Annotated in this window: 18 protein-coding genes; 6 read left to right on the forward strand and 12 right to left on the reverse strand. The window is 49.9% G+C overall.

Going from position 1 to position 24042, the window contains the following annotated elements:
• Positions 1-130 precede the first annotated feature (130 nt).
• Together CHL74_RS10285 and CHL74_RS10290 are read right to left on the reverse strand one after the other, a co-directional pair.
• Positions 131-1276: a helix-turn-helix domain-containing protein gene (locus tag CHL74_RS10285; protein ID WP_176452229.1), complete on the reverse strand. Its 1146-nt coding sequence runs from the start codon at positions 1274-1276 to the stop codon at positions 131-133.
• Positions 1277-1469: 193 nt separating this feature from the next.
• Positions 1470-2411 (reverse strand): alpha/beta hydrolase, encoded by a 942-nt coding sequence (locus CHL74_RS10290; protein WP_094881068.1) that lies wholly within the window; start codon positions 2409-2411, stop codon positions 1470-1472.
• A gap of 298 nt (positions 2412-2709) precedes the next feature.
• On the opposite strand from CHL74_RS10290, the gene CHL74_RS10295 reads away from it, so the two are divergent.
• Both CHL74_RS10295 and CHL74_RS10300 read left to right on the forward strand, forming a co-directional pair.
• Complete coding sequence (locus CHL74_RS10295) at positions 2710-3636, forward strand: magnesium transporter CorA family protein (protein WP_094881069.1); 927 nt, start codon at positions 2710-2712, stop codon at positions 3634-3636.
• A gap of 211 nt (positions 3637-3847) precedes the next feature.
• Complete coding sequence (locus CHL74_RS10300) at positions 3848-5668, forward strand: DUF349 domain-containing protein (RefSeq protein ID WP_094881070.1); 1821 nt, start codon at positions 3848-3850, stop codon at positions 5666-5668.
• Between the two features lie 227 nt (positions 5669-5895).
• Here the strand turns inward: CHL74_RS10300 and CHL74_RS10305 are convergent, their stop codons facing one another.
• Positions 5896-6792 carry an AraC family transcriptional regulator gene (locus tag CHL74_RS10305; protein WP_094881071.1) on the reverse strand — a complete coding sequence of 299 codons (897 nt, stop codon included), beginning with the start codon at positions 6790-6792 and terminating at the stop codon, positions 5896-5898.
• A 498-nt stretch (positions 6793-7290) separates the two neighbouring features.
• On the opposite strand from CHL74_RS10305, the gene CHL74_RS10310 reads away from it, so the two are divergent.
• Together CHL74_RS10310 and CHL74_RS10315 are read left to right on the forward strand one after the other, a co-directional pair.
• Positions 7291-8292, forward strand: coding sequence for a lysylphosphatidylglycerol synthase transmembrane domain-containing protein (locus CHL74_RS10310; protein ID WP_094881072.1), 1002 nt, complete (start codon positions 7291-7293; stop codon positions 8290-8292).
• Between the two features lie 15 nt (positions 8293-8307).
• Entirely contained in the window at positions 8308-9765 is a 1458-nt protein-coding gene (locus CHL74_RS10315; RefSeq protein ID WP_094881073.1) for an aminoacyl-histidine dipeptidase, read from the forward strand.
• Positions 9766-9889: 124 nt separating this feature from the next.
• Here CHL74_RS10315 and CHL74_RS10320 read toward each other — a convergent pair whose 3' ends face one another.
• Entirely contained in the window at positions 9890-10462 is a 573-nt protein-coding gene (locus CHL74_RS10320) for a peroxiredoxin family protein (RefSeq protein WP_094881074.1), read from the reverse strand.
• A gap of 337 nt (positions 10463-10799) precedes the next feature.
• On the opposite strand from CHL74_RS10320, the gene CHL74_RS15580 reads away from it, so the two are divergent.
• Positions 10800-11087: a hypothetical protein gene (locus CHL74_RS15580; protein ID WP_176452231.1), complete on the forward strand. Its 288-nt coding sequence runs from the start codon at positions 10800-10802 to the stop codon at positions 11085-11087.
• 121 nt (positions 11088-11208) lie between these two features.
• Here CHL74_RS15580 and CHL74_RS10325 read toward each other — a convergent pair whose 3' ends face one another.
• The 3 genes from CHL74_RS10325 to CHL74_RS10335 all read right to left on the reverse strand — a co-directional run bounded on the left by CHL74_RS10325 (position 11209) and on the right by CHL74_RS10335 (position 14440).
• The gene (locus tag CHL74_RS10325) at positions 11209-12669 is read right to left on the reverse strand and encodes an ATP-dependent DNA helicase (protein WP_094881075.1); all 1461 of its coding nucleotides are present in this window, start codon (positions 12667-12669) and stop codon (positions 11209-11211) included.
• A gap of 44 nt (positions 12670-12713) precedes the next feature.
• Positions 12714-13940 carry a D-alanyl-D-alanine carboxypeptidase/D-alanyl-D-alanine endopeptidase gene (dacB, locus tag CHL74_RS10330; protein WP_094881082.1) on the reverse strand — a complete coding sequence of 409 codons (1227 nt, stop codon included), beginning with the start codon at positions 13938-13940 and terminating at the stop codon, positions 12714-12716.
• A gap of 98 nt (positions 13941-14038) precedes the next feature.
• The gene (locus CHL74_RS10335; protein WP_141241301.1) at positions 14039-14440 is read right to left on the reverse strand and encodes a PH domain-containing protein; all 402 of its coding nucleotides are present in this window, start codon (positions 14438-14440) and stop codon (positions 14039-14041) included.
• A 324-nt stretch (positions 14441-14764) separates the two neighbouring features.
• Here CHL74_RS10335 and CHL74_RS10340 point away from each other — a divergent pair, with 324 nt between their 5' ends.
• Positions 14765-15664, forward strand: coding sequence for a diaminopimelate dehydrogenase (locus CHL74_RS10340; protein ID WP_094881077.1), 900 nt, complete (start codon positions 14765-14767; stop codon positions 15662-15664).
• Positions 15665-15793: 129 nt separating this feature from the next.
• Here CHL74_RS10340 and CHL74_RS10345 read toward each other — a convergent pair whose 3' ends face one another.
• The 5 genes from CHL74_RS10345 to CHL74_RS10365 all read right to left on the reverse strand — a co-directional run bounded on the left by CHL74_RS10345 (position 15794) and on the right by CHL74_RS10365 (position 23887).
• Entirely contained in the window at positions 15794-16540 is a 747-nt protein-coding gene (locus CHL74_RS10345) for a porin family protein (protein ID WP_094881078.1), read from the reverse strand.
• A gap of 165 nt (positions 16541-16705) precedes the next feature.
• On the reverse strand, positions 16706-18508 hold the full coding sequence (gene typA, locus CHL74_RS10350; protein WP_094881079.1) for a translational GTPase TypA: 1803 nt from the start codon (positions 18506-18508) through the stop codon (positions 16706-16708).
• Positions 18509-18637: 129 nt separating this feature from the next.
• Positions 18638-18907: a 30S ribosomal protein S15 gene (rpsO, locus tag CHL74_RS10355; protein WP_022158379.1), complete on the reverse strand. Its 270-nt coding sequence runs from the start codon at positions 18905-18907 to the stop codon at positions 18638-18640.
• Between the two features lie 118 nt (positions 18908-19025).
• Complete coding sequence (locus tag CHL74_RS10360; RefSeq protein ID WP_094881080.1) at positions 19026-22079, reverse strand: choice-of-anchor J domain-containing protein; 3054 nt, start codon at positions 22077-22079, stop codon at positions 19026-19028.
• A gap of 230 nt (positions 22080-22309) precedes the next feature.
• Positions 22310-23887, reverse strand: a complete 1578-nt coding sequence (locus CHL74_RS10365; protein ID WP_094881081.1) for a hypothetical protein — start codon at positions 23885-23887, stop codon at positions 22310-22312.
• Between the last annotated feature and the right edge of the window lie 155 nt (positions 23888-24042).

Genomic DNA, 24042 nt, shown 5'->3' on the forward strand with positions numbered 1-24042 from the left:
GTATAAACCGTTTATCCTTGCACGCTCAAAACTCAAGAATTTCGCACCAAAGATTTTGTTGTGCGCTGAACGAGGAGTATTGAGCATTAGAAATGCAAATATTGTGTCGGACGGTATGCCATCCGAATAACTATTGCGCATTTTCCACATGACTTGCGCGCCATTTCTTTGGCGACACACCCACCACCTGCGAGAACACCTTCGAGAAGTAAGACAGGGAGGAGAAGCCGGTCTGCAGAGCCACCCACTCCAGACCATCATCAGGCTCTTTCTCCATGAGACGCTTGGCCTCATCGATGCGCATCTCGGATATCCACCGCGAGAAGTTGATGCCGTAATGCTCGTTTATGAAGCGCGAGAGATAGCGGCGGTCTGTGCCCAGACGTTCGGCAATGTCGTTTATGGTAATCTGATCCGTCAGATACAGCTTCTCTTCTTTCCATTCATTGATGCGCTTCTCCAGCTTTGCTTCTTTAGAGTGACGCGTCTCATGCACGACCTGACTGCTTTCCGTCTTATCCGCCACGCCATCCTTATCTATTTCTGCAGACACACCCTCCTCCTTCTCTTCTGAGCTTCTGCCGAAAATGGTAGTGGTCTGTTCGGGCATAGCGTTGCTGTATGTTTCGTAGCCATAAAGGATAGCTACAGAGCCATGATTTTGTGACAAACCGGCGCTTCCATTCATCATCGCGTCTTCCTCAAACTCCTTGAAAGCCTCGCCGATGCTACCGAAACGTGAAGAGAAATTGATGAAGCTGATGACTATATAGCTGTTGACGGATATTATATACACCTGACAGATGATGTTGCCCACAACGCCTAAGATAAGCGTGAAGGCAGCCACTGCTCCAAGGAAGAGCATAAGAAGGATACTACGGTATATCCAATGCACAAACTGGTGCATGTCGCGGGTGAAGTATTGGTCGAGCATTCTGTCGCGATGCTTATACACCTTCAGCAGGCGGAACATGAAATAGAAGATATAGATGAAGTAAACAATCACTGAAACTCTTCTTACAAGAGGGCCAGCCAATGAAGGGTCCATCCACAACGAGCTTATGGAGAGAAGCGTATTGAGCAGCCATAAAGCTAAGGAAAGAGTCAGATGGCGCGTGGAAGCCTTGATGGTTCCGAGCAGATTGCCGAAGAAGAAGGTCAGGAAGATGGCGGAAAGCAGAAACAGCGACGTGTCCATTATCTCAACTATAGGGTCGAGCGTCAGCCACCAGACGTCAGGCCTGACAAAGCACCATGCCAGACAGTTGGTTCCCATAACCAGATAATTTAATGCAAGGAAGCGTTGGGAACGCCTGTACGTCTTGTATATCTCGCGCTTCGGTGTCTTGTAAAGGCACAAGACAAAGGCAAAGGCAATATATAATATACCTGCAAATTGCACTATTATATTAAAATATAAAGCAAAAATCTCCATAATGTCAGTTTGAAAGCAGTCTCAATATTGTTCATTATAAGTTGTAGCGCAGGAAGTCAGCCACCCTGCGTGTGTATTCCGCTTTATGGTCCTTGTACGACACGGCGTGCTCGCTGCCCGGCGCTATCCAGAGCGCTTTCTTGCCTGGCTTGGCCTCGTAAAGAGGACGGACCATGGCTGTCGGCACGAACTTGTCGTTGCTGCCGTGGATGAAAAGCATCGGTTTGCGACACTTTGCCACCTGATTCAGAGGCGACGCCTCCTTGAACGACCAGCCGTAACGGGCCTTCACCAAGGCGGACGTGATGTGGAGCATGGGAAATTCGGGCAGTCCGAAACGCTTCTTCATCTCCTGCGAATACTCGTCCCATACGCTCGTATAGCCACAGTCTTCTATGAAGCATCTCACGTATGAGGGCGTAGGGTCGCCGCTTACGCACATCGTAGTGGCAGCTCCCATGGAGATGCCGTGGAGCACAAGGCGCATCGAGTCGGCAGGTGTATGGAATACGGACGGTGCCCTGCGCAGCCAGTCCTCAATGTCCAGACGGTCTTTCCATCCCATCTGAGCCACATCGCCGTCCGACATTCCGTGTCCGTAAAGGTCCGGAATCAAGACATTATATCCTAACACACGCTCATAAAGGTGGGCTATGTGTATCATCTGAGCCGCGTCACACTCATATCCGTGCACCAGCAGAGCCGTTCGTCCGTGCGCCTTGGGATTGGCTACGAAGATGGCATGCTGCCTGTTGCCCGTACTCAGCACTACGAAGGTGTCGCGCAGGGCGTGTATAGCGTTGAGACTGTCCATCCAAGGGCGTGTTTCGGGATAGGTACGCTCCATATATTCGTATGAGAGTGTACGGTTACGGTCGCTGGTGGACAGCGCATAGTCTATAAGCGCAAAGGCTCCAGCTACAAAAACTATACATAAGACGATTATAGTCGCAAATACATATTTCAACGCTTTCATAGTCGTTTTAGTTATTTGTCAATGAAAAGTTAATGCAAAGTTAACGTTTTTCAACTAAAACACCGAAAACCGATTACTAAAAAATCTCAGTCTGAGATATTAAAAGAGTGTTACAGAACAAAATAAATACAGCCTTTGCATATTGTTTCGACAAAAATCCTTAACTTTGCACACGCTTTTAAAAATCATATTAATATATGGACGACTATCACGCGGAAAATAAGAATTTGTAATGTAGGCGGCTGTTCAGCAAAGAAACAGTCTCCCGCATTGTTAAACCCATTGGAGACTATTCTTTATGAGAACATTCTGGAACACCAACTCTACTCTTAAGCCCATCGACGAATGGCAGCCCAACTGCTGGATACAGGTAACCTGTCCGACAGATGAAGACCAGCAATTGCTGGAAGACAAATTCAACATACCCGACTATTTCCTCTCCGACATCAGCGACGCGGACGAACGTGCGCGCTACGAGTATGATGACGGATGGATGCTCATCATCCTTCGTATACCCTACGTCAAGGAAATACGCTCTCGCACACCATATACCACCGTTCCGCTCGGCATCATCCACAAGCGCGACGTCACCATCACCGTTTGCTATTACGAAACCAACATGATGATTGACTTCGTGAGCTACCACCAGAAGCGTGGCGAGGGATTCACCGACTATGTGGACATGATTTTCCGCCTCTTCCTCTCTTCAGCCGTATGGTATCTGAAACGACTGAAGCAAATAAACTCCCTCATCGAGAAAGCCAAGCACAACCTCGACCATAACGTCAACAACGAATCGCTCATAGCGCTCTCACGTCTGCAGGACTCGCTCACTTACTTCGTGACATCCATCCGCGGCAACGAGACGCTTCTTGCCAAGCTGAAGTTCAAGCTGCAGGTGGACGAGTTGGACGCCGACCTCATCGAGGACGTAAACATCGAGATGTCGCAGGCACGTGAGACCACAAACATCTATTCGGACATCCTCGAGTCGACGATGGACACCTACTCGTCCATCATCAACAACAACATGAACACCGTGATGCGTACGCTCACATCCGTATCAATCATCATGATGCTCCCGACGCTGATATCATCGTTCTTCGGAATGAACCTCATAAACGGCATGGAAGACTCGCGGTGGGGATTCCTCATAGCCATCTTCATATCAGTAATAATATCAACGGTTTCGTGGCTTATTCTGCGCCACAAGCGACTGTTATAGAGCATATAAAGACATAAAAAAAGAATGAATACGAAAAAAAATAATTATTTTCGCTCGTATTCATTTTTTTTTATTAAGTTTGCAATCTATTAAATTAAAAACGTGATATGGCACAAGCCGTCAGCGCTTTCAGAACTATATGAAACGTAAAGGCGAGACGGACAAGTGTCGTGAATTTGAATTACCCGAATCATAAACTTAAAACAGTTAAATGATGGACTCTCAAGAAAACGCCCTGTTGCAAGGTGCACAAGTAGAGAAGGAAGTGGAGCAGACCACAGCGCAGAACGCTGAGGCAGCTGCCGACGACCAGAAAGTAGAGAATGCTAAGGTGTATAAGACAAAGAAAGAGGTGGTGGAACGCCTGAAGGAAATCGCCGCAAGCGACGAAAATCCTGACAAGGACGAGATAGACCTCCTCAAGACCGTCTTCTACAAGCTCCACATCACAGAGCGCGAGGCACGTATGAAGGAATACATCGACGGCGGAGGCGATCCCGAGGCATACCAGATTATGCCCGACGAGGACGAGGAAACCTTCAAGCAGCAGATGGCAATAGTACGTGAGAAGCGTGCCCGCATTTTCCAGCAGCAGGAGGCAGAGAAGCAGGCTAACCTCGAAAAGAAGCTCGAAATCATAGAGAAGATAAAGGCGATGGCAACATCTCCGGACGAGGCCAACAAGTCGTACAACGAGTTTAAGGAGCTGCAGCAGCAGTGGAAGGACATCAAGAATGTCCCCGCTGACCGCGCAAGCGAGCTTTGGCGCAACTATCAGTTGTACGTGGAGCAGTTCTATGATCTGCTCAAGCTCAACTCAGAGGCACGCGAGTACGACTTCAAGAAGAATCTTGAGACCAAGACAAAGCTCTGCGAGGCTGCGGAGAAACTCGCTGACGAGGAGGATGTCATCAGCGCATTCCATCAGTTGCAGGAGCTTCATCAGCAATACCGCGAGACTGGTCCCGTGGCTAAGGAGCTGCGCGAGCAGATATGGACTCGCTTCAAGGCCGCTTCCACAGTAATCAACAAGCGCCATCAGCAGCACTTCGAGGACCTTCGCTCTAAGGAAGAGGAGAACCTCACACTCAAGACAGCCCTCTGCGAAAAGGTGGAGGAGATAAGCAAGCAGGAGAACAAGACTGCAAGCGACTGGGAGAAACGCTCTAAGGAGATTATCGACATACAGAACCAGTGGAAGACCATCGGTTTCGCACCGCAGAAGATGAACGTCAAGATATTCGAGCGCTTCCGTGCAGCTTGTGACGACTTCTTCGGACGCAAGTCAGAATTCTTCAAGGAAATGAAGCAGGCTTATGCCGCCAACATCGAAAAGAAGAAGGCTCTCGTGGAGAAGGCTCAGGCTTTGGCTGACAGCACAGACTGGAAGGTGACAAGCGACAAGCTCATCAACCTGCAGAAGGAATGGAAGACCATCGGCGTGGTGCCCAAGAAGATCGGCGACCAGCTCTGGCACGACTTCCTCAACGCCTGCAACAAGTTCTTCGAGGCTCGTAACGCCGCCAATGCTGGCGCACGTAACGAGGAGCGCGAGAATCTGGAGAAGAAGCGCAGCATCATTGAGCAGATAAAGGCTCTCGTAGCTGACGCCGCCAACGCCACACGCGAGAAGGTGCAGGCTCTGACTGACGAGTATAACAAGGTGGGACACGTTCCCTACAAGGAGAAGGACGCTCTCTACGCAGCTTACCACGAGGCTCTCGACGCCATCTACAAGGAGCTGAACATCAGCAACAAGCGTCGTCGCCTGGACGACTTCAAGTCGAACATCCGCAATATGGCTAAGCGTGGCGAGGACGCCATCGACAACGAGCGCGGACGTCTGACACGCCGCTTCGAGCAGCTCAAGCAGGAAATCCAGACTTACGAGAACAACCTCGGATTCCTCAACGCCAGCTCAAAGAAGGGCAACAGCCTCATCGACGAGATGAACCGCAAGGTGCAGAAGCTCCGTGACGACCTCGAACTGGTTCGCCAGAAGATCAAGGCCATCGACACAGAGAACAAGTAATCGTCATTATTATAATTACAAAGCCCAGACAGCAATGCCGTATGACAGCATTATTGTCTGGGCTTTTTCGTATGCTTCATGCAAAATGAAGGCTGAAGTTATGCAAAGCGAAGGCTAAGGAGTAGCGTAAGACGCAAAAGTAAAAGGGGCTCGTATTTCGTCCACTGACGAATACGGCCCCCCTAACGTATGAAAGAAGTCTAAATTAAATATATAGTATTTCCTTGTTAATGTTGCTGCTGCACATCATCATCAATTCTCACCGGATCATAATCGACGCTGCGGCGCTGCGGCAGAATGTCGCGCTTTGTCAGCACGCCGTCAGCATATTCCTTCGGCGATACTCCACGGTTGTTCTTGAAACAACGGTTGAAGTAAGGCACATCGTTGAAGCCCACCATATAGCAGACCTCAGTCAGCGTGAACTTGCCCTGACGAAGCAGATAGCAAGCGCGGTCAACGCGAAGCTTGTTAAGATACGTAATGTAAGTCTGTCCCGTAGCCTTCTTGAAGAATGTGCAGAACGACGAACGGTTCATGCCCACATGCTCAGCAATCATATCGATGGTTATCTGACGGGCATAATTGTTGGATGTGAAGAGTTTCACCTTATTAATACGCTCTGTCATGCGGTCGTTGTCCGAATTGCGTCCCACCACCTTGGCATCCTTCTCTCTCTTTGAGATAATGAGCAGCATGCGCAGCACGTAAGGCAGAAGCTCCGAAGGCTGCTCGTCCTTCATCTTCATCATCATATCCACAAGGAGAGTGGTGGTGGCTTCGTCAAACGAAATGGCAGAAGACACGGCTTTCACACGCTCCATGCGCTCCGTTATTTCGGGAAAAGCACTCGTGCAGCGGTCGATGAAGTCCGTCTTGAACGTCAATGTTAGAGATGTAACACAACCCTCATCATCTACATTATTAGGACTGAAGTCCCAACAATGAGGGATATGAGGCGGGATTAGGGCGAGATTGCCTTCACCGAAAGTTGTTTGCGAATCGCCTATAACACGTCTTCCGCTGCCCTTGATGATCAGCGTCAACTCCCATGTATCCTGTTTGTGCAAAGGATATTGATCGGAGGGTTTAATATGCGAATAATTCAGGTTGTACAGATCCATTTATATATTAGTTTCTCTTTTTCAATTTAAGCATGTATTTAAATTATCCAACAAGATTCTTGCATGTTCCAAGAATCCTGTTATCCAATTCTGTTAACTTGACTTATCAGTCAGTTAATATAGTTGTATTATTTTTTGCAAATATACTACTAATAATTCAAACGAGCACATTTTTTACCTTTTAAAAATGTTAAGATTGTTTGCAATAATGCTATCTGTGCATAAAATCCTGCATTTTATACACCAAAAACATCACAATATGCCATTTCAAACCTATTACAGACCCTAAAATGAGCAAAAAACGCGTTATACAAATTTAACAAACAAATTTGGGATTTTCTGCCGTGTGCGCACCTTTTGTGCCTATACACAGCCATACGATACAGTTAATGTGGCGAAAGACACAGCCGCTGTCTGATAAATAATGCTAAAGAGTAATGCTTTATACGATTCTTTTTTGTAATTTTGCCTTAAATAATACTTACAAGTAAAGGATTAGTGGAATTAAGAAAGACAATAAACAACACCCTGAAGATATGCCTGTCGCTTATGCTCGGCGGTATGATACTCTACTGGATGTATCGCGGGTTCGACTTTCAGCAGGTCAAACAGGTGCTCCTGCACGACATGAACTGGACGTGGATGCTCCTCTCCTTCCCCTTCGGAATACTGGCACAGATGTTCCGCGGATGGAGATGGCGACTCACTCTCGACCCGTTAGGCGAAAAGCCGCGTACGTCTACGTGCGTCAACTCCATATTCCTCTCCTACGCTGTCAGCCTAATCGTGCCGCGCGTGGGCGAGTTTGCACGCTGCGGAGTGCTGCGACGCTATGACGGAGTGTCGTTTCCGAAGGCTCTCGGCACCGTTGTGACGGAGCGAGCCATCGACTCGGCGCTCATAATGCTTATCACGCTGCTCACGATAGTGTTCCAGTTCCACGTCTTCACGACGTTCTTCGACCGCACCGGCACCAACATCGACACCATCCTCTCCGGCTTCTCCGCCACGGGATACGCCGTTACAGCCGTCTGCGGCATCGCCGTCTGCATCCTCGCATGGTACATAATGCGACGCTTTGCAGTATATAATAAGGTGAGAACCACCGTGCGAGGCATCTGGCAGGGCATCATGTCCGTCAGGAACGTCAAGAACGCTCCGCTCTTCGTGCTGTTCACACTGGGCATCTGGGCAAGCTATTTCCTGCATTATTACCTCACGTTCTTCTGCTTCACATGGACGTCAGGGCTTGGCATGGCTTGCGCTCTTGTGACGTTCATCGTGGGAAGCATAGCCGTGATAGTGCCTACGCCGAACGGAGCAGGACCCTGGCATTTCGCCGTGAAAACAATGCTTATCCTCTACGGCGTGGCAGACACGGACGCCCTCAACTTCGTGCTTATCGTACACAGCGTGCAGACGCTGCTGGTGGTGGCGCTCGGAGTGTACGCATGGGCAGCCCTGTCAATGACCAAAAAGAAAGAAAACTTCAATCAATAAATTATTTATACTACTATGAGTGAAATCAGAAACCTAAACCCCGAATGTATCTGGCGCAACTTTGACGCACTTACACAAGTGCCGCGCCCAAGTGGACACTTAGAGAAAGTACAGCAGTTCCTCCTCGACTTCGCAGCCAAGGCTGGCGTTGAGGCATTCAAGGACGCTGGCGGCAACATCGTTATGCGCAAGCAGGCTACTCCAGGAATGGAGAACCGCAAAGGCATCATATTGCAGGCACACATGGACATGGTGCCGCAGAAGGGAAAGGCAAGCAACCATAACTTCGAGACTGACCCCATCGAGACCTACATCGACGGCGACTGGGTTCGTGCCAAGGACACTACGCTCGGCGCTGACAACGGACTCGGCGTGGCTGCCATCATGGCTGTCATGGAGGACAAGGAACTGAAGCACGGCATGATTGAGGGTCTCATCACACGCGACGAGGAAACCGGAATGTTCGGTGCCAACGAGCTGCCCGAGGGCGAACTTTACGGCGACTACCTTCTCAACCTCGACTCTGAGACATGGGGCAAGTTCGTTATCGGCTCGGCTGGCGGCGTGGACGTTACAGCTACGCTCGACTATAAGGAAGTGGAGACAGACAAGGAGGACGCTGCCGTCAAGGTGACCATCAAGGGTCTGAAGGGCGGTCACTCTGGTCTGGAAATCAATGAGGGTCGCGGCAACGCCAACAAGCTGATGGCCCGCTTCGTGCATGAGGCCATCGCAGAGTACGGAGCACGCCTCGCTACATGGCACGGCGGCAACATGCGCAACGCCATTCCGTTCGAGTGTGAGGTTGTTCTCACTCTTCCGAAGGAGAACGTAGCGGCTCTCAAGGAGGACATCGAGGAGTGGAAGACGCTCTTCAATCATGAGTATCGCACCATCGAGGAGAACATCCAGTTCTTCGCAGAGGACGTTGAGACTCCTGCCATGCAGACTCCTGAGGAAATCCAGGACAACCTGCTGGACGCCATCTACGGCTGTCACAACGGCGTACTCCGTATGATTCCTGTGTTCCCGTCAGTAGTGGAGACATCGTCTAACCTCGCCATCGTAAACATCGAAGGCGGTCACGCTGCCATCAAGATTCTCGCCCGTTCTGCCAACGAGAGCATGAAGCAGTACATCGCCACCACACTGGAGTCGACATTCTCTATGGCTGGCATGAAGGTGGAGTTCAGCGGCAGCTACGGCGGCTGGGATCCCAACACCGACAGCGAACTCCTTCACATGCTGGAGAAGCACTATAAGGAACTGTTCGGCGAGGACGCCATCGAGCAGGTTGACCACGCAGGTCTGGAGTGCTCCGTAATCCTCGGCAAGTATCCTAACCTCGACGTCGTTTCGTTCGGTCCTACGCTCCGCTCACCGCACACCACAATAGAGCGCTGCCTCATCCCGACCGTAGCTCCCTTCTGGGAACTCTTGAAGAAGACAATTGCAGAAGTGCCGGAGAAATAACTTATCAGTTGAGAATTGATATTTAATGGTTGAGAGTTATGATATGTTGATAACACAATAATATTCACGTGTTTATCGGCATATCATAACTCTCAACTTTTAAATATCAACTCTCAATTAATTTTTACTCGCAGTCTGGAAACACAGATGTGAGATATGCTGCCACTTTTTCTGACATTACTGTGGCAAGGGCTACGTTACCTTGCGGGTCGATGACGTAGACCGTTGGAATCCATGAGATGCGGTAAGCCTGTGCCACGTCAGACTCACGCATATTCTTCAGGTCGCTCACCTGCGTGTAAGGCAAGCCCAGCGCCTCAACTCCCTTCTTCCACGACTCCTGGTTTCTGTCGAACGACACACCAAGAAACTCCACGCCTTTCTTGTGGAACTTCTCATAAATGGCTACGATATTAGGCGCATCCTTGCGGCAGTCGGGGCACCACGATGCCCAGAAGTCAACGACAACATACTTGCCTTTATAGTCAGCAAGCGTTACCGAACCGCCGCCAAGCGACGGAATGGCAAGGTCCGGTGCCGGCGATCCAACCTCCAGAAGATTGGTGGCGTACTTGGCGTCAAGGTCAACATCTGCCTTCTGCTGGGCAGGTGTCGCAGCGTCAGTCTGCGCAGAAACGTTAAGTGAGGCAGAGGCAAACGCCAATGCCATAAGCGAGATATTAAGCATTTTGTTCATACGTAGTATCTTTTTGGATTATACATTAATGAGCATTCTGGGATGCTCTGCATGCAAAGTTACAGCGTTTGCGGTAAAGCAAAGCATATTATACATTATTTAAGTTTTATGTCAAAAGAACCATGTCTTCTTTTCTAAAAGCGCCAACTCAAAATTGAACAATTCAAAACACAACCACATCAAAAAAAGAATAAAAAATTTTGCGGTTTACATAACTAAGTGTATATTTGCATAACATACTGAAAATTAGATAAACTATGGATACAAACTTTATTAAATACAATAGCAAGGAAGAGGCTATAGCTGCTTTCAGAAAGATGAAACAGCGCAAAAAAGAATGGCTGGAACAGACAGATCGGGAGTTAAAACTAATAAGAGATTCTGCAAACAGCAAATCATGAACGAACTGAATATTGACCGTCTGAATCTTACCTCTCCATACACACTATGGCGTACAGAGAACAATTCATATGGCTTTAGAACAAATTATGGAGTAATTTATCGGGTTGGATTTTATAAAAACGAACTCATTTGGGCTGATAACTCTTATGAATTTGGAATAAACAACGAGAATCATAAAACTTCACCTAATGACAACAAAGTAAAGGGGACGAAACCAATATAACCAACTGTTTTTGTTTGTTTTTCCGATTATGAGCGCATGCCTAACGTACGAATTAGGAATTAGGATTTTTGAATTGATAGGACGTATTCAGCCAATTCAAATAAATCCTAACTCCTAATTCCTAATTCGAACGGCATTCGCCGTCCACTTCGCTCTGCGTCTTCGGCCAATTGACGAGGAAGAGCTTTTCGGTGGCTCGTGTGAAAGCGGTGTAGAGCCAGTGGATGTAGTCGGGGGTAAGCATTTCGTCGGTCATATAGCCTTGGTCCACATAGACGTGCGCCCATTGACCACCCTGTGCCTTGTGGCACGTCACAGCATACGCATATTTTATCTGCAAGGCGTTATAGTATGGGTCGGCTTTCAGCTTCTTGAAGCGGTCGGGCTTTCTGGGGATGTCGGCATAGTCGAGCATCACCTGCTCGAAGAGATGCTGACTCTGCTCCTGCGTCAAGGCCGGCGCTTCGGTCTGGAGCGAATCGGTGAGCGCCGTCACCTGGATCTCGTAATTGTCATAGTCGGGGAACTGAAGCCAAAGGTCGACAAAATGGAAGCCATAGAGGTCGCGGCGGTTTCTGACGCGCTGAATGACGGCACGGTCACCATTGGCGATGAAGCTCGGCGCATGGCTGTCCTTCTGGTCGGCAGACGCCTTGTCCTGCTCCGTCCAGTAATAATTGTTGCGCACCACCATCAGCCAGTCGCCCGACGTAAGCTCCTCCTCACGCCACAGCACCTGATTGCGGATGCCCTGATTGTAGATGTTGGCACGCTTGTTTGACCGTGCCACCACCATGGTCTCGTCCATGCCCACCTCCGAATAGCTCGTGGCAAGCGTCTCTATCAGCTCGTCGCCAGGCACGCAGATGATGTCGGCGAACCCGCTGAAACGAATCTTCGGCAGCTGCGTCACCTCGTCATGCGTTATCATCTGGCGGATGACGGTGGCGTTATAGAGAATGCCTGACTGCTCGCTCTGACGGAGCACCTCACGCAGGTCAGTCTCATAGACGGTCAGTCCGTAGCCGGCAATGAAGTCGGAGCACAACGCCGGCGACTCCTCCTCTCCTACCGGAGGCAACTGTGCCTTGTCGCCGATGAGCATCAGACGACAGTTGCGGCCGGAATAGACAAACTGGATGAGGTCGTCAAGCAGCCTACCGGTTCCGAACACGCCGCCCGGCAGTCCTTCGTTGGCTATCATCGAAGCCTCATCCACCATGAAGAGCGTATCGCTGAGCATATTGGGAGCAAGCGAGAAAGCGCCCTCCAATGCTTTCTGACGGTAAATGCGGCGATGGACGGTGGAAGCCGGCGTGCCCGAATTGACGGCGAACACCTTGGCGGCACGTCCCGTCGGCGCAAGCAGAACCACACGCTGGCGCAGACGCAGCATGGTGCGCACGATGGCACCGGAGAGCGACGTCTTGCCCGTACCTGCCGAACCGCGCATTATCATCACGGCACGGTCGTCGCGGTCGGTGAGGAATGAGGCGAACGTCTGGAGAGCCTTCTCCTGGTCGGCGGTGGGCTGGAAGCCGAAGCTCTGGCGTATCTGGAATACCAGTTCTTGCTGTATCATATTATGGGACGGATAAAAGGAGGGCGATGTATATGGGTGAAGGGTTAGGGTTGGCAGATGAGCGTGCAGACACGATCCTGAAAGCGGCGTGCGTTGGAGGCGTGCATTACGCCCTGATTGATGATGGAGAATGCCAGACGGTGTCCGTTGGCTGCCGTGCAATATCCTGCAAGCGAAGAAACTCCCGTCACCGTTCCTGTCTTGGCGAAGACATTGCCCCTCGTGAACGTGCCCTTCATGCGTGAGCGCAATGTGCCGTCAACGCCGGCTTCGGGAAGCGCAGGATGGAGATGCAGGTAGATGTTGTTATTGCGGAAGGCATAGCGCAGCAACGCCACCTCCACTTCCGCAGACAGATAGTTGTAAAGCGAAAGTCCGCTACCGTCGGCAATGCGATAACGGCGCGGATTGAGCCCCACCTTTGTGATAAGACGTTCGATGACGGAAGCGGCGTGCGAAGCCTTCGCAGGACGGTTGCCAGTGGCGGCTGCAAGCTGATAGAACATCGACTCGGCATAGAGATTGTCACTCTCCTTGAGCATCTTCATCAATACCTGGTCGATGGTATGGAATCGGCTGACAATGCAGAAGGCGTCGTCGGGTCGCTGGCGCTCGGAGATATTGGCTTCCACCACGATGCCGGCTTCTGAAAGCTCGCGTATGAAGCGCTCCACGAACATGTCTTTCCTGCCTATGAGCAGGGGCGAGAGCACAGGATTGTCGTCGTCCCAGCACCATCCCTCACCTGCCAAGTCGGAGTCTTTCATCGACTTGTCTGCATAGATATAGCCTCGGATGGTGTCCACTCCCATCTTGCGCACGCCCTCCACGAAGGCTCGCATGTCGTCGTTATTGAAGCGAGGATCGAAGCCTCCGACGCAATAGATGTTGCCATGGAGCGTACGTTCGCTCACCTCGCCGGTGTAGCAAAGCTCTGTCTTGAACTGATAGCTGCCGCCCAGCTTGTCGATGGCAGCAATGGCTGTCAGCACCTTCATGGTGGAGGCAGGACGGAGGAGCTGGCGCTCGCCGTGGGCATAGAGCACGGAGTCGGCGTCAAGGTCGTAGACCATCATTCCCACTTGCGACGTGCTGAACATATCTGCCTGTAGCATGCGGTCGAGTTCTTCTTTCACGGCAAGATGCCACGGAAGGGTCTGCGAACGCACGGAAAGGGTGTCCATGGACATGGAATCCACGGAGAGCGAGTCGTCGTCTTCGAGATATACCTCCTGTGCACGGACGTAAGAGAATGTGGAAAGGAGCGCCATGACGAGCACGGCGCTTCTGAGCAGTTTAGTAATAAAAGTATCCTTATTTATAAATGTATGGTTATTGAAATACATATCCGTTCTTTATATATCTTCTTTTATAGGCTGTTTTCGTCCTGACGTCGCTTCACCTCATCGATGAAGCCTTTCTGGTCAGAGGGTTGGGCGTAAGTGATGCGGCTGATGCCATACTCGATGACGAGATGGCTGGCTGTGAACAGGCTTGCGGGACGACGGGTTACCTTCACTATCTGCACCACGGGGATGACAAGTTTTCTGCCCAGACGACCGTGCGATATGGTGAGCATGCCGTCGGAAGTGAAGACATAGGTGGTATTCACCAACCGGTCGACGACAGCAGCGCCGAGCAGAAGGCAACAAAGACCGACGAGCGGCAACATGCCCTGTCGGGAAAGAAAACACCACAAAGCCAAAGCTGCGAGAAGGAGCAGCACGACAAGCCCGTGATAATTGAATTGCTGATGGAAAGTTCTGTTCATAACTAATGTGCAAAGTTACGCATTTTCCACGGGTTATCGGGGAAGTTGCGTCATAATTAGGAATGTTTAATGATTGGATGCGGGGGAAGGATTGACGTTTGACAGAGATAGATGGATGCGCGTTACATTTATCTATAAATCCACGCGATGCAACGACAATACATAACACAAGTATGCTGTGTTTATTACGGATTGTCAGAAAAAGGGAATAAAAAAGTAAAAAAGATGAACAAGTAGGAAAGGCTAATAATTTTTTTGCGTAAATTTGTAGGCCGAAAAAAAGAAACTCAACATTAACAATAATCAAAAGCAAAAATAAAAGAAATGAAGAAAATCAGAGCAGCCGTAGTGGGATACGGCAACATCGGACAATACACATTGCAGGCGCTTGAGGCTGCCGGCGACTTTGAGGTGGCTGGCATCGTACGCCGCCACGGAGCTGAGAACAAGCCGACTGAGCTGGCACAGTATGAGGTGGTGAAGGACATCCGCGAACTGAAGGACGTGGACGTTGCCATCCTTGCCACTCCTTCGCGCTCTTGCGAGGAGTATGCCAAGCAGATTCTGCCCTTGGGCATCAACACCGTGGACAGCTTCGACATCCATTCGTCCATCGTCAGCTATCGCCGCACGCTCATGCCCATCTGCAAGGAGCACAACGCCGTGAGCATCATCTCAGCTGGTTGGGATCCGGGCTCTGACTCGATTGTCCGCACTCTGATGCAGAGTCTGGCTCCGAAGGGACTCAGCTACACCAACTTCGGACCTGGCATGTCAATGGGTCACAGCGTTTGCGTACGCTCGAAGGAGGGCGTGAAGAACGCTCTCTCCATGACCATACCGAAGGGCGAGGGTCTGCATCGCCGTATGGTTTACGTAGAACTGGAGGAAGGCGCAAAGCTGGAGGACGTTACTGCCGCTATCAAGGCTGATCCCTACTTCTCTAACGACGAGACTCACGTATTCGAGGTGCCCTCTGTAGACGCTGTCCGCGACATGGGACACGGCGTTCATCTCACTCGCAAGGGTGTGAGCGGCAAGACTCAGAACCAGCGCATGGAGTTCATAATGAGCATCAACAATCCAGCTCTTACAGGTCAGGTGCTCGTCAACGTGGCTCGCGCTACGATGCGTCTGCAGCCGGGTTGCTACACAATGGTGGAGGTTCCGGTCATCGATATGCTCGAAGGCGACCGCGAGGAACTGATCAGCCACCTCGTGTAAGGAACGGAGCTGTGTAAAGCTATATAATGTTGGAGCTATATAATACGAAAAACGAGAGTGTGTCAATGAAGATTGTCACACTCTCGTTTTTTATTATCTTGTTTTGTTTTATCTTGTCCGACGATTTGTTTACAACTTGAATCTGTAAGCAGCTGTAAATTCAGCCACCCTACCCTTCACTTTGTCACCAAAGTCGAGCTTGCCCTGCAGATTGGTGAGGCCTAAGTTATAACGGGCGTCTATTATCACGTTGGAGAACTCGTAGCTCACGCCCACGGGAATGGCTACGGACACACTGGAAAGCGCAGGCTTCAGGTCGCAATCGAAATACTCGGGCTTAGTGTAGACGGTCACACCCTTGTCGTTGGTGGTGTATCCGGTCTCTGTATACTTCATGCGTCCAGACAGCGGGAAGCCTATCTCCACACCCGTCTTGATGGCAAGACCCGGACCGATGTATCCGTTCAGGATAATTGGTACGGTGAGGAGATGCAGCTGAGTTTTCCAGTCGCTATATCCAGAGCCAGTGATGCTGACGACTTGATGATTGCCGTCCAGCGTGGTGGTCTCTGTCTTCGTGTTGTCATACTTACATCCCTGCTGCGAATAACGCACGCCCACCATGACCGAGAGATTGGGCATAAACTGATAGTCGAAGTCGACACCAGCCACTACTCCGGGCTTGAAATGCGGCGAATGCTCCACTGCGTCCGTTGTCTTTATCATCATACCGGAGAGCGATGACAGGCTTACGCCAAGGCGCGGGATGACGGAGAAGGTGCCAGCCGCAGGGTGCTGGGCGTACGACGCTACGGTAAATGCCAGCAACGACAAGGCGAGGAAGATTCTTTTAATGTGATTACGATTTATTGTCATAACTGTATGATACTATTATTGCTGTGTCTTGTTATTATAATAACGGAGAAATGCCAGATTATTGTATCTGGCGCAAGATTTATTAGCAAGGCGTATATACAAAAAAAGTGTTCCGAGACTTCACAGCCTTGAAACACTCTGAAAATATATTCGATTTACAAGAAATTAGTCCTTGTTGTTGCGCTTACGCTCAAGATGGTCAAGAATAATCTTGCGCATACGGATGTTCTTAGGAGTAACCTCCACCAGCTCGTCGCCCTTGATATACTCAAGACATTCCTCAAGACTCATCACGGTCTTCGGGATAACGCGGGCCTTCTCGTCCGAACCGCTGGCACGCACGTTGGTGAGCTGCTTAGCCTTGGTTACGTTGATGACGAGGTCGTTGTCGTGAACGTGCTCGCCTACTACCTGACCGCCGTAGACTTCCTCACCCGGATCGATGAAGAACTTGCCGCGATCCTGCAGCTTGTCGATGGAATAAGCGTATGCTGTGCCGGTCTCCATGGCTATCATCGAACCGTTCATACGACGTACTATCTCGCCCTTATACGGCTGATACTCCTTAAAACGGTGTGCCATGATGGCCTCGCCCTGGCTGGCTGTGAGCACATTGGTACGCAGACCGATGATACCACGTGAGGGAATGTCGAACTCGATGTCAACGCGCTCGCCGAGAGTCTGCATGGATGTCATCTCTCCCTTACGGCGTGTAACCATATCAATCATCTTGCTGGCGAACTCCTCGGGAACGTTGATGGTGAGTTCCTCGATAGGCTCACACTTCTGTCCGTCTATCTCCTTGTAGATAACCTGCGGCTGTCCCACCTGAAGCTCGTAGCCCTCACGGCGCATTGTCTCGATGAGGACAGAGAGATGGAGGACGCCACGTCCGCTGACAATCCACTTATCTGTGGTGTCCTCGAAAGGACGGACGCGGAGAGCGAGGTTCTTCTCAAGCTCTTTCTGAAGACGGTCGTTGATGTGACGTGATGTCACGAACTTGCCTTCCTTACCGAAGAAGGGCGAATCGTTGATGGTGAAGAGCATGCTCATTGTAGGCTCGTCGATGGCAATAGGAGGCAGCGGCTCGGGATTCTCGAAGTCGCAGATGGTATCACCAATCTCGAAGCGCTCCAGACCTACGATGGCACAGATGTCGCCAGAGTGAACCTCGTCCACCTTCTTCTGACCCATACCCTCGAATACGTGCACTTCCTTGATGCGTGTCTTCTCCAATGATCCGTCACGATGAGCGATGGTGATGTTCATTCCCTCCTTGAGCGTGCCACGATGAACACGACCTACGGCGATGCGACCGGTGTAGCTCGAATAGTCAAGCGACGTAATAAGCATCTGCGGTGTGCCATCAAGCACCTTAGGTGCGGGGATAATCTCCACAATCTTGTCGAGCAAATAGTCGATATTGTCTGTAGGAGCATTGAAGTCCTCAGCCATCCAACCGTTCTTTGCCGAACCGTAAACAACGGGGAAGTCGAGCTGATCCTCTGTAGCGTTGAGAGAGAACATAAGATCGAACACCATCTCATAAACCTCCTCAGGGCGACAGTTGGGTTTGTCCACCTTGTTTACAACGACGATGGGCTTCAGACCAATCTGTAATGCCTTCTGAAGCACGAAGCGTGTCTGTGGCATCGGGCCCTCAAAGGCATCGACGAGCAGGATGCATCCGTCTGCCATATTGAGCACTCGCTCCACCTCTCCTCCGAAATCGGAGTGACCCGGGGTGTCAATAATATTGATTTTCGTACCTTTCCAGTTGATAGAAACGTTCTTGGAAAGGATGGTTATTCCTCGTTCACGCTCCAGGTCGTTGGAGTCCAACACCTGGCCACTGTTATCCTGGCCGTCGCGGAACAGCTTGCCCGCCAACATCATCTTGTCCACAAGTGTGGTCTTGCCATGGTCGACATGGGCAATAATCGCAATGTTTCTAATGTCTTGCATTTATTTTATACCTTAAAAAACTTTTGCAAAGTTACGAATATTTTTCCATACAAAACGCAAAGGTCCCGAAATTTCCACTTGGAAATGTCGGGACCTTGTGTTGTCTTAAGCTTTAGTGCCTTGTGCGTATTACTTACGGAGGCCGAGGGCCTTGATGATAGCACGGTAGCGATTGATGTCGCGGTCGTACAGATAGTTAAGCAATGCGCGGCGCTTTCCTACCAACTGTGTCAGTGAACGTGCGGTAGTATAATCTTTACGGTTCTTCTTAAGATGTTCCGTCAAATGGGAAATACGGTATGAGAACAATGCTATCTGGCTCTCAGCTGAACCAGTATCAGTGTTAGACTTTCCGTACTGTCCAAAGATCTCTTGTTTTTTTGCCTGATCTAAATACATAGAACTTTTTGAAATTAAAATTATTATTTGTGCAAATGCGGATGCAAAGGTACAACTTTTTGTCCAATTACATCCGCATTCACTTAAATATAATTTATCGAGTTAACGATTTTTTGCATTATTTCACAACGACCTTGCGTCCGTTCTGGATGAAGATGCCACCCTTAACGTCCTTGAGGTTGTTGCCTACACGCTGACCGGCGGTGTTGTATACCGGTGCGTTAGCGTTGTTAGGAGCGACAACGATGTCGTTGATGCCAGTCCAGTTATCGCCTACACCCACTGTGTTAGAAGCGAGTGACTCGCCGTTAGCATAAACGGTGATAACCACGTAAGTGTGTGTACCAGTAGCCTCCGTGTCAGTCCATGTAGTGGTGTTAGCATCAAGCTTCTTAGCGAGCTCGCCGTCACGATAAACGTTGTAACCCATAACCTTGAGACCACCTGTCTTGTAAGTAACGTCGTCCACGCAGAAGTAGTTAGGCTCGAAGTTGTAAGCAGTCAGACCACCTGTTGTTGTGTAAACGACAGCGAAGTAGAGAGCTCCCTCAGGAAGGTTGATCTCGTGCTTTGTCCAGTTGCATGTTGCCTCAAGCGACTCCTTGTTGATCTTGATGAAAGAAGAAGGATTGTTGTCATCCTCTGAGTAGTATACATCGAAGGTCTCAGGACCTGCGTTCTGATACTGATCGTTGTTTGTCACATTATCGTTAGGAGCCTTAACCCAGAACGAAACAGTCTGTTCCTCTCCAGAGAGCGCCGGAGAGATGAGCCAGTCGTTTGTAGGTGTGCCGGTGTCGATAGTAGCGGCGTTAGCGAGCATGAACTGCTTGCCTGAACGCGGATTGAATACAGATGCGAACAAGTCCATTTCATTGCTTGAAATGCCTGAAACCTGCCAGGGGTTGAATACGATGAACGAAACAGCTTCCTTCATGTGAGGATATGTGATACCGCCGAAGCCGTATGTACCAGCCTTATCGCCGTCGTAAAGTGTCCAGTCGCCAACGTTAGAGATAAGCCACGGTGAATAGTTCTCGAAGCTGTCATATACTGTTGTTCCCTCAACATTGTTCATGCCTGTCCATGTAAGAACGGCGTTTGAACCATTCTGCTGAAGTGCGAGGTCGGTGATGCCGGGGAGAACTGCTGATGTTACGTAAACAATCTTCTCCTCTGTGAGGTTGTTCTCAGGAACAACGTCAGCGTCCCAGTCTGCCTGACCCTGTACAGAGATTTCTTCGGTGTAGAGGTTCGGAGTAAAGGCGAAATCGTATGATGCCATCTTGTTAGGCTCAAGATCCTCACCTTCCTGTGTCTCAAGCTTCTTGCCGTCAACATAGAGACTTACTGTATAACCTGAAGCCTTAGCAGTACCGAGGTTTGTTACGTTGATGGTCACGCCACACTTCTTGCCCTTCTGAACGTGAGCAGGAGCTACGATAGCGGCCTCAATGTTGCTTGCTACAGCATCATAAATCTTGATGTTGTCAATCTGGATGGATGTGTTCTCTGCCTCAGCATAGATAAACGGACGGATGTAACCGTTCTCTGTACCTGTGGTTGAGAACTGAGAGAGGTCGAACGCTGCTGAGCGCCAGCCCTGCTCACCTTCGAGTTCATTATAGTCAACAACGCCAGCTGTCTCCATTGTCTGACCGTTGCGGAGAATCTTCATTGTGATCTTGCCGTCTGTTCCCGGAACTGCATAATACCAGAACACAAGCTGCGGGTTACCGGCATTAGAGATATCCACCTTCGGACCCTGGATGCAAGCACGTGTCTGTCCCTTCTGCGGAGAGAAGATAAGGCTACCGTTGTCGTTGTCCTGTGATTCCTCGCCCAAACCGAAGCGACCGGTCTGAGTAGCGTCAATCATCCACGGACCGGCTCCAAGAGTCTTGCCGGGGAACGATTCCACCCAAGGCATAGCGTGAGGCTTACCTACAGCGAAACCATAACGTCCGTACTCGCTGACAGCAAGTGTATCGGTCGGTGTGTTGGTCAGAGCCTTTACAACATACTGCTTTACGTACTGTGAACCTTCATAGTTGACATCTGTAAGAGTATACTCAGGCTTTGTGAGTCCCTCATAGTTAGCACCCGGCTCCTTCAGATAACCATATTCAAGAAGGTATACGTGATAATAACGCTCTGAGATATCCACGTAACCGCCGTTAGCACCACTGTTCTCTGTGGTCTCATCCCACATCAACTTAGCAGTACCGTCGAGGTTGTCCCAAACGCGTACGTTCTGCGGAGCCATCGGAGTATCAACGCCCACATATACTGATGTCTGAGCCTCGTCCGAGCGGATGTCGTTGGCAGTGGTGTATACGCTATATACGTGCTTGCCGCCAGTTACAGCCTCGTCGTTCCATTCTATCTGCTGACCTGGAGTAGGATTCTCGTAAACCTTTACGAGGTCATTATAGTCGCGATAGATCTGTACTCTCGATACTGAAGACAGGGGCGCACCCTTATAGTCCTTTGCAGGAACGGTGAACTTCACCTTAGCAGAAATAGCACCCTTCGCACCTACCTCAACCACAAGGTCGTTGATGGTAGCGGGACGTACTGATGTGGCAGCCTCTGAAGTTACCTTCACGCCGTTCAGAAGGATGGCACCGCGCTGCTTGCTTGTCGCATGGATGCCGAAGCGATAATTACCGGTTGTGGGAGCAGTAAAGACTCCCGAGAGCTGTGTGGCATTAAGCGTTCCGCCCCAAGAGAGGGCTGACGTAACGGCTGTCTTGTCCACAATGGTGGTGTATTCAGAAGGATCGTCGCTAAGACCATAAGCGATGGAAAGCTCGCCCTGTCCACCCTGCGGTGAACGGAAAGCGCTTGTCTCAACACGATAAGCCTGTCCTGCCACGAGTTTTATAGGAGGAGAAACAATCCAGTCGTCGGCGTCCTGCTTCTGGGCAGATCCGTCGTAGCACATCAAGTTGCCGACACCGAGGTCAGCACCCCATGTGATCTTGTCATTGTTCTTGTCCTCAACGGTCCATACGTTGTTCTTGAGGTCAGACTTCCAGCTCATCCACAATTCAGAGAACGGAACATCATAAGCTGATGCCGTGGACGGAGTCTGCGCATTCATCGTAGACGGAAGGAGCATAGCTGCTGCCATCATCGCACGTGAAAGTGTAGGGAAAAGTTTAAACATAATTAATAGATTTATCTAAGTGTTTTCTAAATTGATTATTAACTAATATAACAACTCTCTATTCTTTTATTTGATTTATTTGACGCATACAGGCGTCAAAGGTTTAAGTTAGTTTGATAAAAAATACCCCGCAAGGGAAAAGTAAGTATCGTTCTTACCGAAGAGCTTAGCTTCTCCCTTCCGGGGATTTCTGTACTCTTTACCTTAATTATAACTTAAGGAAAGATGTATTACTTAAGGAAAAATTTCTTGCCGTTCTTGATTACAAGACCCTTAGCGTTGTCCGAAACGCGCTGTCCTGCAACATTGTATGCCTTGCCGTCAGACTTAACGTCAGCCTTAACTGAGCCGATGGCAGAATAAACGTCCTCACCCTGGAAGACGATGATGTCCTCTGTAGAAGCTGAACCACGAACGCCCTTGAGAGAGAGCTTGCATGAACGTGTGCTTACGCCTTCAGGAAGTGGGTCGCAAGAGAACTTCAGCACTACGATACCGTAGTCAGAATATGTCTGAGCGTCGACGTTGATGCCCTTAACCCAGTCAGCAGCGCCGGAAATCTCATAGTTCTCGTTGCCTTCCTCGTCATACCAAGGAGAGTTAACAGAGAGCACACCACCACCAAACTGATTCTGCTTGTCAGCTACAGCCTGACAGCCATTGCCCGAGTCGTCCACCTTTACGATACCGAAGTTGCCGTCCTCGTCGATGTACGGGTTGCAGTAGTCATACATAGCGCTGAACGTAGCATGGAGAGCCACATTATTTTCGCCATAGAGATTTACGTAAGCAGAGGTTGTGCCCAATGAGAATGTGCCCTGAGCAGGCTCCATACCCTGTACATAATAAGGAATTGCGCTACCTGTCAGACCTACGTCAACTCCCTCCTGGTCGAATCCGTAAACCACAACAGAGAAAGGCTCGTTGATAACGAAGCCCTTAGCCTTGCCGTCCACCTTCTGTGTGAACACGAGGTTGAAGGTATTGAAGTAGAGGTCGCCTGCGTTTACGCCACCAAGATCCTTAACCGAATCAGGTGTACATGTCATCTCAGCGATGACCTTATCGCCAGGGATGCGCTGTCCGTTCTCGCCCTCGATGATATTGCGAACCACGAGCTTGAGTTCCTTGCCAGCAGGTATCGGACTGTAAGCTGTAGAGAGTGCGTTGAAGAAGATATCCTCCACGTACAGAGGAGCCATCGGCTTCGGGAAGTTCTGATAAACGCCAGTGCTTGTGTATGTAATGCCGTCGCTAACGAGCTTACCTGAGCCGTATACATAATTGCTCTCCAGACCACCGAGCTGTATCAGACTTACGTGCGAATCGGTGAAGGCAACGGGCTGGATACGACGTGCCACCTGATCCTCGCCAGCGAGCATCTTTGTGTAATATGCCTTAGAAGCGTACTGATTGTCGGTAAGCCAATAGGCGTTGTCCTCGCAAAGTGTGAACGAGTCTGTGCCGCAGACGATTGTCGGAGCTGCGTCACGAGCGTTGAATCTTGATTTCAGATAGAAGTTGTCGTCAGCATCTGAACGGTATGTGGTGCCGGTCTGACCTGTGCGGTCATAAGAAGTAAGATCGCCATAGAAGTCGAAGATATTCTGATGCCAGAGGTAAGGACCCTTTGCTGTACCTGCCTTCTCGAACTTCACCCATTGGTTAGCAGGCACAACGAGGTAAGAAGCGCCCCAAAGCTGACCGTTACGGTCGTAATCCTGGAAAAGTGATCCTTCAGGCGAGAGGTAATAAACAGGCTTTGCTGCAGCGGGTGCCTTCTTGGCAGCCTTACCTACAGAAGCCACAAGACGCTTTGCAACGGGGGCATCACTAGGGTCAGCGGAAAAGTACTGGGGGTGTTTTTTATTTCATAGTATTTTGTATCTTTGCATTATGAACATGCTTGAACAATTAGCCCGTCTAGTTCTTCCCAAAGAAATACTAGACAATTTCGATATCG

Origin of the sequence: Prevotella sp. 885 (genome assembly GCF_002265625.1) — a bacterium.
GTDB lineage: Bacteria > Bacteroidota > Bacteroidia > Bacteroidales > Bacteroidaceae > Prevotella.

Coding starts and splice junctions, on each gene's coding strand:
- CHL74_RS10285 (WP_176452229.1), bottom strand. CDS start 1,276: ATGGGAACCAACTGTCTGGCATGGTGCTTTGTCAGGCCTGACGTCTGG.
- CHL74_RS10290 (WP_094881068.1), bottom strand. CDS start 2,411: ATGAAAGCGTTGAAATATGTATTTGCGACTATAATCGTCTTATGTATA.
- CHL74_RS10295 (WP_094881069.1), top strand. CDS start 2,710: ATGAGAACATTCTGGAACACCAACTCTACTCTTAAGCCCATCGACGAA.
- CHL74_RS10300 (WP_094881070.1), top strand. CDS start 3,848: ATGATGGACTCTCAAGAAAACGCCCTGTTGCAAGGTGCACAAGTAGAG.
- CHL74_RS10305 (WP_094881071.1), bottom strand. CDS start 6,792: ATGGATCTGTACAACCTGAATTATTCGCATATTAAACCCTCCGATCAA.
- CHL74_RS10315 (WP_094881073.1), top strand. CDS start 8,308: ATGAGTGAAATCAGAAACCTAAACCCCGAATGTATCTGGCGCAACTTT.
- CHL74_RS10320 (WP_094881074.1), bottom strand. CDS start 10,462: ATGAACAAAATGCTTAATATCTCGCTTATGGCATTGGCGTTTGCCTCT.
- CHL74_RS15580 (WP_176452231.1), top strand. CDS start 10,800: ATGGCTGGAACAGACAGATCGGGAGTTAAAACTAATAAGAGATTCTGC.
- CHL74_RS10325 (WP_094881075.1), bottom strand. CDS start 12,669: ATGATACAGCAAGAACTGGTATTCCAGATACGCCAGAGCTTCGGCTTC.
- dacB (WP_094881082.1), bottom strand. CDS start 13,940: ATGGCGCTCCTTTCCACATTCTCTTACGTCCGTGCACAGGAGGTATAT.
- CHL74_RS10335 (WP_141241301.1), bottom strand. CDS start 14,440: ATGAACAGAACTTTCCATCAGCAATTCAATTATCACGGGCTTGTCGTG.
- CHL74_RS10340 (WP_094881077.1), top strand. CDS start 14,765: ATGAAGAAAATCAGAGCAGCCGTAGTGGGATACGGCAACATCGGACAA.
- CHL74_RS10345 (WP_094881078.1), bottom strand. CDS start 16,540: ATGACAATAAATCGTAATCACATTAAAAGAATCTTCCTCGCCTTGTCG.
- typA (WP_094881079.1), bottom strand. CDS start 18,508: ATGCAAGACATTAGAAACATTGCGATTATTGCCCATGTCGACCATGGC.
- rpsO (WP_022158379.1), bottom strand. CDS start 18,907: ATGTATTTAGATCAGGCAAAAAAACAAGAGATCTTTGGACAGTACGGA.
- CHL74_RS10360 (WP_094881080.1), bottom strand. CDS start 22,079: ATGTTTAAACTTTTCCCTACACTTTCACGTGCGATGATGGCAGCAGCT.